The organism is Campylobacter showae CC57C, from assembly GCF_000344295.2.
In the GTDB taxonomy this organism is placed as follows: Bacteria; Campylobacterota; Campylobacteria; order Campylobacterales; family Campylobacteraceae; genus Campylobacter_A; species Campylobacter_A showae_B.
In genome coordinates this window covers 1-8,430 of sequence record NZ_AOTD01000168.1, presented here as the reverse complement: position 1 = coordinate 8,430, position 8,430 = coordinate 1, and the positions used below count along the sequence as shown (strand labels likewise).

The window sequence follows — 8,430 nt, the reverse complement described above, 5'->3', positions numbered from 1 at the left end:
CGCAAATTTAACGCCAAAAGCCTACTTTTTCTCGATAAAAAGCCCGGCCCAAGTCTGCTGCGTCGCCATCGCCTCGACGACGTTGATATTGACGCGGCGAGGCATATTTAGGCAGTTTAGCACGATCTGTGCGATATCCTCGGCGGTTATGTACTCCACGCCCTCGTAAACCGCGTCGGCTTTAGCCTTATCGCCGCCGAAGCGAACCTCGCTAAACTCGGTCTTGCAGATGCCAGGAGCTATCTCGGTCACGCGTATGCCGGTGCCGCGTATGTCGGTGCGCAGGTTTCTGCTAAACTGCTTTACAAACGCCTTGCTAGCGCCGTAAACGTGGCTGCCCGGATACGGCCATGCGCCCGCGGTCGAGCCTAGGTTAAAGATATAGCCGCTCTTTCGCGCAATCATAAGAGGCAAAACGGCCTTGGTCGAGTATAAAAAACCTTTGATATTTGTATCGACCATCGTCTCAAAGTCCTCGATGCTAGTCTCCGCCGCGCCTTCAAGTCCCAGCGCCAGGCCTGCGTTATTTACGAGCACTTCGATATCGCGAAACCCCTGCGGTAAATTTGCCACGCCGTCAAAAACCGCCTTTTTATCGCGGATATCTGCGACGATTATGTGCGTATTTCCAAGCTCCTTTGCCAGGGTTTCGAGCCTTTCTTTACGGCGAGCCAGCGCTACGATCTTGTAGCCTTCGCGGCTGAGCATCCTAGCTATCGCCTCGCCAAAACCCGACGTAGCCCCAGTAATAAAAGCCGTTCCTTTCATATTTTCTCCTTATTCGGTGATCAAATTTGACTCAAGCCCCATCGCCCTTAGATACTGTGCGTTGATCTCTTTTTTGCCGATGATCGCGTAGTCTAGGGCGTTTAGTCCGTTATCATCCACTGCCTGCACGTCCGCGCCGTTATCTACCAAAAGCTGCAATATCTCCACATCCGCCGCTCCCGCCGCGCTCATCAGAACGCTTTTTGACGCCTCGTCAAAGTCGCAGAGCTTCACGAAGCTTGGTAGCTGGACGCTCAAATTTGCGCTATATGCAAGCTTGGTACTCACGTCTATCAGCCTTTTGTTTACTAGCGCTCCGTTTTCGAGGAGAAATTTAACCAAATTTATGTCATTTAGCTGCACAGCCTTAAAAAGCGGAGTGACGCCGAGCAGATTTGCATAGTTTACGTCCGCGCCGCTGGCAACTAGAAGCTTTACATTATTTAGATTTTTGAGTGCAAAAAATAGCGAACTCTCAAAGCCGTAGTTTAAATTTACGCCTGCGCGCAAAAACTCCTTTATCACGTCCTCGCTTTTTTCGTAAAGAAGCGCGACGTTAAAGGCGTTTTGCAGCGAGCTTTGCGAGACGGAGCCGGAATATATCGCCTCATTTATGCCGTATTTTGTAAAAGTCGGGTCGCTAACTTTTCTCGCAAACTCGTCCATATCGCCGTTTTGTAGTGTCGCGGCGGCAAATTTTAAAAACTCGTTTGCAACCTTTGAAGCGTAATAAATCGCGCTGCCTTCGTCTATTTTGAAATTTGATTTATAGTAGCTTACTAGCGGCTCAAGAGCGGCATTGTAGTCTTTGTTAAAGTCCTTAAAAACCGTGAAGTTACTTAAACTTTGATGTCCCCAGTAGCGAAGCCTGGCTCTGTTTTGCGATACGAGTTTTTCGTATTCATCGGGATTTTCTAGCTCTTTAGCATAAATTTCGGGCGCATAGGAGGCTTTTAAAATCTTAAATTTAAACTCGTTTAAATTTTTAGTCGCCAAATTTCCGACGCAAGCAAGGCTTTCGGCGCGGATCTTTTGAGCGGCCGAGAGTAAAATTTGAGCCTCTTTTATCCCCAAGATAGAGTCATTACAGTTTGGCTCAAATTCTCCCGAAAAAGTTAAATTTTGAGAGAAAAATCGCTGCTTATCAACCAAAGCGTCATCGCAGTTAAAATCTGCAAAAACAAAAGAAAACGACAAAAATATCGGCAAAATAAATCTCATCGTATGCCTTAATATCTTTTAATTTTGATAATTCTACCAAAAAATAATTTGGTAAAAATAAATTTACCGCTCATTAAAGCAAACGTCCGCAAACGCGGCTTTTAGCTTCTCGTAAAGCGGGGTAAAAGGAACGCCGTTTACGCGTACCTCGGCGATGGAGGTGATAAAATTCGTATCGCCGCTCCAGCGCGGCACTAGATGATAGTGTACGTGCTCTGCAATGCCCGCACCCCCTGCTTTGCCTAGATTCATCCCGATATTTACGCCAGCTGCGTTTAGCTCGCGTTTTAAAATTTTTACGCCCTCTCGCACGTAGGCGCTCATTTCAGACCATGTCTGCTCGTCTAGGCTTTCGATATTATCGGCGTGTACGTACGGGATCACCATAAAGTGCCCCGGCGTATACGGGTAGAGATTCATAATCCCAAAACACCGCTTTGCGCGGAATAAAACGCCCGTCTCGGCGTCTTTTTCGGGGTGATTTACGACGTTGCAAAAGACGCAGCCCTGCTCCTTTTTACCAAAATATTCGCTCCTCCACGGTGCGCAAATGTGCTCCATCTCAGCCCTCCTTTACGGTTTTTACGGCTTTTGCCAAGTCCTCTTGCTTCATAAAATGCTCGCCTATCAAAAACGCGTCGGCTCCTTGCGCGTGAAGTTCTTTTAGCTGCGAGTACTCGTAGATACCGCTTTCGGCGACGATGACGCTTGCATTTTTGATTTTAGAAAACAGCTTCTCGCAAAGGCTCATATCCATCTCAAACGTACTTAAATTTCGGTGATTTACGCCGACTATCTTTGCGCACGCAAAATTTGACTTTTCCACGTCCTCCTCGTCGTGCGTCTCGACCAAGGCCTCAAGCCCCAAAGAGCGCGCGTAATCAAGCAACCGCTTTAACTCATCGGCGCCAAGAGCCTTTGCGATAAGTAGGATAAAATCAGCCCCATAAACGAGCGCTTCTAAAATTTGATGCTCGTCTACGATAAAATCCTTTCGAAGCAGCGGCAGCGAGCTTTCGCGTCTGATGGCCGCCAGATACTCCAAATTTCCTTTAAAAAAATGCGGCTCGGTTAGAACCGAGATAGCGTTTGCGCCGCCTTTTTCATACTCTTTAGCTATCTCTACGGGCGCGAAATTTTGCCTTATTAGCCCCTTGCTAGGGCTTGCTTTTTTGACCTCGGCGATGATACGATACGGCTCGTCTGCGCTGCTTTTTAGCGCCTTTACCGCGTCTTTTATCTTGCGAGGATTTTTTGCCGCAAGCTCTTGCAGTTTTTCAAAAGGTGTTTGCGCTTTTCGCAGCGCCAAGTCCTCTTTGGTACGCTTGATTATCTGATCTAGTATCATTTTTTACCCTTTTTTAAGCACCCTTTAATAGCGTTTATGTGCTCTTTGCCCTCGGGCGAATTTACAAATTCCTCGTTATGAAGAGTTTGCCTCATTATCTCGTCAGCCTTTTTGCACTCGCCCAGCTTATAGTATCCCCACGCTAGCGAGTCTAGATAAAACACCGATCCTGGCTCTAGTTTAAGGGCTCTGTTTACTAGCTCTACGCCCTTTTTTGCGTCTATATCGTGGTCGATGAGTAGGTAGCCGTAGTAGTTTAGATATAGTGCATTATTTAGCTTTACGGCCGATTTTTCAAAGTTATTTATGACTTGCTTTAGGCTATCTTTATCTATCTTTTTAGTTTGTTTATCGGTGTCTCTCTCGTATTGATATATCGCCATTTTAGCTTGATATTCGAGATTAAAGCTCTTATCAAAGGCTTCCTGCGCCTTTTTATACGCCTTAGCAAAATCCCCCGTCGCGGCGTAAAGATCCATCAAAGCATCATCGTTGTAGGAGTATTTTTGCAAAAATTTGATCGCCGCGTCGTAGTTTTTTTGATAGACGTAGACGCCAAGCGCTTTTTCGAGATAGATTTTTTCTTTCGTCGCTTCATAAAGCCCCTCGTAAACATCGATCATATCGGAGTAACGGCCGTCTTGTGCGTAGATATCCACTAGCGCCGTGCAGGTCTCTACCTCGCAGCCATCTATACGGCGCGAGCTCTCTAGGTATCTGATCGCCTCTTTTTTATCGTTCATTTTATTGTATAAAAGATCGACTATTCGCAGCAAATTTTCCACGCTCCTATCTAGTTCGTACGCGCGCTCGAGCTCGCCTAGAGCAGCTTTGTTGTCGTTTTGCATCGAGTAGACGGCAGAGAGCATGACGTGATTTTTAGAGACGTCCTCTTTTTGGACGAGCTCTTTCATTATCTTTGCGGCTTCGTCCAGTTTGTTTTCGCTCATCAAATTTGCGCCCTGTATACGAAGTACGTCCACATCGTCTTTTAGTACCTTTTGGCTGAGCGCTAAAATACTTTTAAAATTTACATTTTTAGAAAAAAACGCGAGTCTGAGCGCCTCTTTTAGATAGTCCGTATTTTTAGTTTTTTCGTAAAGCTGCTCGTAAAGCTCGGTCGCCTCGTCGTGTTTGGCGTTTTCGACCGCCATTAACGCCTTGATAACGTATAAATTCTCGTCAAAACCGTCTTTGGCGGTAGCAAAACAAACAAGCAAGGTCGCCAATATAAATTTTAAAATCGCCTTATTCCCGCGCATTCTTTCTCCAATTCATTGATTTTATCCTTAAAATAGTCCCAAAACGGAAAGGTGCGACACTGACTCGGGCGAAAGTCGTAAACCAAGCAGTTTTTTGCCGTTTCGTCAAAAAAAACGCACGCAAATCCGCCCTCATAGGGCTTTTCTTTGAGGCTAAATTTATATCCGAATTTATCTAAAAATCGCGATCTAAACTCGTCCTCGTTTATTTTCAAATGTTCCGCTAGCGCCGAGATTTCCGCTGAGCTTATCCATATATAGCCGCTCTCGCCAGTGCAGCACTTACCGCCGCACAGCTCGCACTTGCTAGGGTCAAATTCATATCCAAAGCCGCTTTGTCTTAGTAAATTCACTCTAGCGCGTCCTTACTTTGCGTATTTGCCGCAGCAAAAATCTTAGCTGCCTTTTTACTATAAACGCCGCCTTCAAAAACAACAATCGGAGGCAAAATTTGAGCTAAGGATTTTGAGCTTTTTTTAGCTTCGATTAGCGCCAAATTTGCTGCGCCGTCCGCTTTTGGATACACAAAGCAAAGCCTAGTAAGCGTAAATTTAAATTCGCTCAAACAAAGCAAAATTTCAGCTAGGCGCTTCGCGTCGTAGCAAAAGCTAAAAACTCCCCGCGGCTTTAGGAGCGAATTTGCGCTCCCTACAAGCTCGCTAAGGGGCAAATTTTCGCTGTATCTAGCGGCGCGCAGATGCTCGTTCTCACTTTTTTTTGCGCCGTCATGATAAAAAGGCGGGTTTGAGACGATGAGATCATATCTTTTTTCACTCTTAAATTTAGCAAAATCAGCCGATATAAACTCGGCTTCAAGTCCATTTTGGCTAGCGTTTGCGGCGGCTAAATTTACGTTAGCTTCTAAAATATCAAGCAAACTGAGTGAAATTTTGGGAAAATCGCGCTTTAAAAGCAGCCCCAAAACCCCGCTACCGCAGCCAACCTCTAGCACCTCGCCGCACACTCCACCCTCACGGATAAAGTCATACAAAAACATCGTGTCACTATTGTAGCGGTAGCCGTTTTTGGGCTGAGTGATTATCATCTATATACCTTGATGATAAATCCTTGCTTATCTTGAGACGTTATAATGTCGTTACTGTACGATATGCGGGAAAAGTCACCGAATTCATCTTTTATCATCTCGCCGGCCACCTTGGCGCGCTCTTTGCCGATACCAAAATTTGCGTATGAATCGATCTTTTCAAGCTCGTCTTGCGGGATCACTTTTGCCGCTTTTGACGTGGCGATAAAGTTACCGCGGCTAACTATCGGCGTGATCTCAAAATAATAATTTGAATTATAACTCTGCAAAAAGTCGCTTACCTTGTTTTTGCAAACTTGCGTCGGCCTGTCTGAGCCCGCGCTCATATCCGAGCACTCGACCGAGGCGATGAAAACAACTTTTTTAGGAACTTCGGCTCTAAAATTTAGCTGGATTATCTTTTTTAGATTTTCATTTTCGCTCATCAGCTCTTCATTTTTGGTTAGTATCTGCGCCACTTCGCCCTTTGCGATGTTTTTTTGCGTACTTGTTTTAGCTAAATTTTCCTTCGTGTCGCTTAGATCTTTAGCTCCGTCTTGTATCTGTTTTCTTAAAGTCGCGAGCTCTGCGTCTTTATGCGTCAAAAGCTCATTTAGAGCGTCTAGTTGCTCTTTATTTTCCTTGGCTGTTTTGATGTCGTTTTCAACTAAAGTCGTGATTTTGTTATTTAAAATTTTATAGTTTTGGATATTTTTTTTACCAGCGGCGATCTCGTCCGCTAGCAGTTCTTTTTGGATATTTAGCGACTCGTTTAGCTCTGTAACCTTAGCTTCCGCACTTTGCAGTGAGCTATCTTTTTGCGAAATTTGATCTTCCAACTCGTAGATTTTAGCCTTTAGTTCGGATACGTTTCGCTCGGTCTCTTGGCGCTCATTTTCGAGCTGATTTTTTAGCTTTTCAAGCTCGGTTTTATATATAGCCTCGTTTTGTTCAATCTCTTTTTCAAATCCTTGTTTTTCTTTCTCGAGCTTTGTGACTAACTCTTTATTCGTCGCGTTTAGCTCATCATTTATCGCTTTTAGTTTAGCTTTTGACTCGGCTTTTTTGTTTGCGTTTTCAAGGCTCGCTTCAAGCTCGCTTATTTTTTTCTTGTCCGCGTCTTGTTCTTTTTCTAGGGCGGCGATCCTATTTTTAGATAAATTTTGAGCATTTAGAGCCTGAGCGTTATATTCGCTAGTGATCCTTTTTATCTCGCTATCTTTTAGGCCTAGCTCGTTTGCGAGTCTAGCATTTTCGCTCTTTAGTTTTGCGGCCTCCTCGGTCGCCGTTCTTAGTTCGCTTTCAAATTTAGCTCTAGCAGAAGTCGCTTCATTTTTTAGCTCGTCGTTTTGAGCCTCCAACCTTTTTAGTGCATTTTGGCTCTCGTTTTGCGTTTTAGCACTTGATTTGTCAAATTCGCTCTGCTTTTTCTCAAGCTCGGTTTTTAGAGCTTTGATCTCGCTACGAAGAGAAGTCAAATTTTGCTCTAAATTTTTATTTTTCTCATTTTCTTCTTGCGCTTTGGCTAGTTTTTTATTTAGCTCGTCGATAGCGCTTATACGCTGTTTGTCGTTAGCGCTGGCGGCTTGTTTTCGCCTGGTTTCCAGCTCGGCTTTTTGATCGCTTAAGATATTTGAGATTTCTAGATTTTTACTCACTAGATCGACGTTATCGTCATAGAGTAGCTTATTTTGAGCGCGCAGGACGCGGATTTGCTCTTTTAGCTCGTCCTCGTCGCCTAAAATAGGTGCGTCCGTATAGTTCGCATCCAAATTTTTAGCATATTTTTCCTGCGGCAAAGCTTGACTTAGGATGGCCGAATTTGTCTCGTCCGTACCGCCTACGCTCTCGTTTTTAGGCGCTTCTTCGACGTTCATTATCTGCACGGCGAGCTCCGTAGACTTTGCAGAAGGCTTCGTAAACTCGAAATACAAATAATACCCGCCCAGCGTGAGCAAACAACCGCAGATAAAAAATAAGACTAAATTTAACGCTCTCAACTCTATTTTTCCTTGATGTCTTGGACTACCTTATGCGCGTGGTTTAGCGCGAGCACGATCGAGCCGCCGTTTTTTAGCACGATATCGCCGCCGATATATAGCCCGCCGACGCTGCTTTCATAGTGCTCGTTTACGACCGGATCTTTATCTGCGTCAAGCTCCACTCCGCATTTTTGTAAAAAATCCACCGGAGTTGAGCCGCCGATAGCGTAGACAACCCTATCGTAGACTCTGATTTTTCCGTTTGAAAAGTGCACTCTCACGCGTCCCGATTCGTTTTCTATCTCGGTGATGTCGTGGTTTAGTCGCACTTTTAGCTTATTTGCTTTTTCTAGCTCCCATAGCGCCGTTACGTTTACGTCATTTACGCGACTAAATTTATCCTTACGGTAAGCCAGCGTCGTTTTGTTGTATTGGCATAGCTCGATAGCGTACTCCACGGCCGAGTTTCCGCCGCCTACCACGAGCACTTTTTCGCCGCTAGAACAGGAGTTTAGGTTAAAATTTATAACGTTATTTAGCGAAGGCGGGATTTTGTAGTCCGGCTTGTTCGGGCGTCCCATTTTACCGATACTTATCATCACGTTTTTGGCTTGATAGTCGCCCTTTGCGGTGTGCACGAAAAACAAACCGTCCTTTTTCTTTACGCTTTCGACCTCGGAGTTAAACACGGCCTCGATCTTTTCCTCGTCTAGCAGATTATCGAAATAATCAAGCGTGCTCTCTTTCGTGCCGTCTTCAAAGGACACGATGCCGTGAATGGTGCTGTCTTGACCTTTGTACTCCTTATCCACGCGCTTATTGTCT

9 protein-coding genes are annotated in these 8,430 nt (G+C 45.0%); all 9 read right to left on the bottom strand.

Annotated elements, in window-relative coordinates; genetic code table 11:
* Positions 1-21: 21 nt before the first annotated feature.
* Positions 22-768, bottom strand: a complete 747-nt coding sequence (locus H740_RS06525) for an SDR family NAD(P)-dependent oxidoreductase (protein ID WP_002952572.1) — start codon at positions 766-768, stop codon at positions 22-24.
* Positions 769-777: 9 nt separating this feature from the next.
* On the bottom strand, positions 778-1,989 hold the full coding sequence (locus tag H740_RS06520) for an ankyrin repeat domain-containing protein (protein ID WP_002952570.1): 1,212 nt from the start codon (positions 1,987-1,989) through the stop codon (positions 778-780).
* A 63-nt stretch (positions 1,990-2,052) separates the two neighbouring features.
* The gene (locus tag H740_RS06515; RefSeq protein WP_002952568.1) at positions 2,053-2,550 is read right to left on the bottom strand and encodes an HIT family protein; all 498 of its coding nucleotides are present in this window, start codon (positions 2,548-2,550) and stop codon (positions 2,053-2,055) included.
* A gap of 1 nt (position 2,551) precedes the next feature.
* Positions 2,552-3,337 (bottom strand): indole-3-glycerol phosphate synthase TrpC, encoded by a 786-nt coding sequence (gene trpC, locus H740_RS06510; protein WP_002952567.1) that lies wholly within the window; start codon positions 3,335-3,337, stop codon positions 2,552-2,554.
* Positions 3,334-4,599 carry a tetratricopeptide repeat protein gene (locus tag H740_RS06505; RefSeq protein WP_034957558.1) on the bottom strand — a complete coding sequence of 422 codons (1,266 nt, stop codon included), beginning with the start codon at positions 4,597-4,599 and terminating at the stop codon, positions 3,334-3,336. The genes trpC and H740_RS06505 overlap by 4 nt, the downstream gene beginning before the upstream one ends.
* Positions 4,575-4,952 (bottom strand): YkgJ family cysteine cluster protein, encoded by a 378-nt coding sequence (locus H740_RS06500; RefSeq protein ID WP_002952562.1) that lies wholly within the window; start codon positions 4,950-4,952, stop codon positions 4,575-4,577. The genes H740_RS06505 and H740_RS06500 overlap by 25 nt, the downstream gene beginning before the upstream one ends.
* Positions 4,949-5,644 (bottom strand): tRNA1(Val) (adenine(37)-N6)-methyltransferase, encoded by a 696-nt coding sequence (locus H740_RS06495; protein ID WP_002952561.1) that lies wholly within the window; start codon positions 5,642-5,644, stop codon positions 4,949-4,951. The genes H740_RS06500 and H740_RS06495 overlap by 4 nt, the downstream gene beginning before the upstream one ends.
* Positions 5,641-7,623, bottom strand: coding sequence for a coiled-coil domain-containing protein (locus H740_RS06490; RefSeq protein ID WP_002952560.1), 1,983 nt, complete (start codon positions 7,621-7,623; stop codon positions 5,641-5,643). The genes H740_RS06495 and H740_RS06490 overlap by 4 nt, the downstream gene beginning before the upstream one ends.
* Before the next feature lie 2 nt (positions 7,624-7,625).
* A partial coding sequence (locus tag H740_RS06485; RefSeq protein WP_002952559.1) for an NAD(P)-binding domain-containing protein occupies positions 7,626-8,430 on the bottom strand: 805 nt, incomplete at its 5' end.